The following is a 2,240-nucleotide window of genomic DNA, read 5'->3' as shown; positions in this document are numbered from 1 at the left end:
CTCGAAGGCCGTGCGGAAATTCTTGCGTCCATTCTTGTAGGGATCCAGAAAGGCTTCATTGCCCGAGGCCACGTAACCACGAATGCCGGTTTCGACATTGACCATGTTGAGCAGCATGTCATCGGCCGCCCCCATCACTTCATAGGTGTGGACATTCATGCCACTGGCTTCTTCAAGCCTGGAAAAATTGAACAAGGACACGCTGCTGCCAATCAGCGAGACGACGACCAACGACAGAAATGCCAGGCCGAGCTTCCTGCCGACCGTGAGTGATGAAAACATGCTTTCCCCTTCTGAAGATGTATTGGCGATATGGAGTGAAGGTTCCTGTAGCGGCTTGTCCCCAGGCACGACGATGAAAGAGCCCCTCTTCTCAACGTGCCGGCCACCGAACCTAGTGTGTCTTGCGGGCCTTACCCAGAGCGACAGCGGCGGCAGTCCTGGCGAGCAGGGCCGATCTTGCCTGGCTGTCGATGGCGGCTTCTTCGAATGTTTCCAGCAAACTCTCCAGGATGCTCCCTAGACGCTCCAACTGATGCAACAGCACGCGGACCTCTTCATCCGGCACTGCGTCTTCTGCACTTCCATTCAGCATTTGATGCCCCCCCTGGAGTAATGGGCTGTGGTGTCAGCCTTGAGGGATTCTCCGGTTCCACATTAAACAGAGCGTTACTGTTGTGAAATATATGCAGATTAATCACACAGCCCCGAAAAAGTTGTAATCTTGTCAGTTGTCCAAAAAGCCACAAAATGCCACCGCGTGATAATTCTGTGCGCGCAGCCGCCTGCAACAGGCGGGGCCGGCAATGGCCGTGCTGGAGAGGCCGGTTCTTTATCGGTCGCAGGATCGTCTGGCCCCCAATAAGTTGCAACAATGTTGCATATATTGACCACTCCCTATAACATCGCGGTAAATGCAACACTATTGCAAATACCATCCTGCATCGCCCAGGCGCGCCCTCGGGCTTCACCACATCACGGTCTTGCTGGCCATCGTGATCGTGGTGCTACAGCTATGGAGCAGTGGTTTTCATCATCATGCATTGAGCGACAAGAGCGACGATTGCGTCGCTTGCCAGTGGGCCGAACAAGACCTGCCGCCGCCCCCTCATGTACCGCAAGCCGATCTGTCGGCCGTGCAGTATTTCCATGCGCCGGAGGCGATGTGGTCATTGATTAGTCAGTGCGATATCAACCAGCACTGGTCGGCGTCGATTGTGCAAAACAATGGGAAATTACGCGCCTATTTTTGTGAGGTGGCGGCATCGTTTGACTTGGCGCGTGGTGAGGATCACGGACTGGAAGTCAGCGAAGGATGGTGGCGTCGTCCGCTGAGAGATTTCTCTGAGCAGATTGAATATTTTTGTCCTAAGTGTGGTGTTCCGGGACGAATCGCAGCATTCAAAGATAGTGACGAGACAGACAGCTATAGCGCAACGAACGCTGATTTGGCCCTGAAGTCCGAAAAGAAAAAGAAGAGAAAGATTATCGAAATTAAGCCAGAGTCAGAAGTCAAGAAAGTCGAGCATCGCGTGACGCAGTATTCGACTAACTTGTATCGGAAAAGGCCAAAGATAGCGGTAATTACGCCCTATTACAAAGAATCGATTGGGATGTTGAAGCAGTGTCATGAAAGTGTTCTTGCACAGGAGGTCGACGCTGAGGTGGTGCATTTCATGGTTGCAGATGGTTATGCGAATAACCAGATAGATGGATGGGGTGTCGAACATATCAAGTTGCCGCGCTCTCACGGAAACAATGGCAATACCCCACGTGCAATAGGTGCCTTGTTGGCGGAGGGGAAGGGAGTCGATTTCATTGCGTTCTTGGATGCAGACAATTGGTATCACCCACAACATTTGTCAACGTTATTGGCGGTCAATGAATCGACTGGAGCAGAAGTGTGCTGCTCGTGGAGAACTTTCCATCGGCCGGATGGTTCCTCATTGAAAATTGTTGAGCTGAATGAGGAGCAGTTGCGGCATGTTGATACGAGTTGTTATCTACTTGCAAGAAGCGCCTTCCCGATCAATCTTGTTTGGTCCCAAATGCCCAATGAGGTTTCTGCAATCTGTGACAGGATTTTTCTTCAGGCCATCATTAATAAGAAGTTGAGCATGGCGTTTAGTCACCAGAGGACGGTCGCGTTCAGGACCACGTACCCGGAACATTATCTAACGGACGAACAGGGAGCCGGGGACCTTAATAAGTCCATCGGGGTTAGTAATGCACAGAGATAT

General features: G+C 51.7%; 3 protein-coding genes. 1 reads left to right on the top strand and 2 read right to left on the bottom strand.

Annotation, left to right across the window (positions count from 1 at the left end):
- Nucleotides 1-282 (bottom strand): CHASE3 domain-containing protein (locus tag I5W_RS13450; RefSeq protein WP_199901741.1); only part of this gene is annotated, 282 nt, incomplete at its 3' end.
- A gap of 112 nt (nt 283-394) precedes the next feature.
- Nucleotides 395-595: a hypothetical protein gene (locus I5W_RS31285; RefSeq protein ID WP_148289107.1), complete on the bottom strand. Its 201-nt coding sequence runs from the start codon at nt 593-595 to the stop codon at nt 395-397.
- A 388-nt stretch (nt 596-983) separates the two neighbouring features.
- Here I5W_RS31285 and I5W_RS29085 point away from each other — a divergent pair.
- A partial coding sequence (locus I5W_RS29085) for a glycosyltransferase family 2 protein (RefSeq protein WP_148289106.1) occupies nt 984-2,240 on the top strand: 1,257 nt, incomplete at its 3' end.

This window comes from Herbaspirillum sp. B65 (assembly GCF_000333555.1).
Classification (GTDB): Bacteria; Pseudomonadota; Gammaproteobacteria; order Burkholderiales; family Burkholderiaceae_D; genus Herbaspirillum; species Herbaspirillum rubrisubalbicans.
This window is presented reverse-complemented; position numbering and strand designations above follow the sequence as displayed.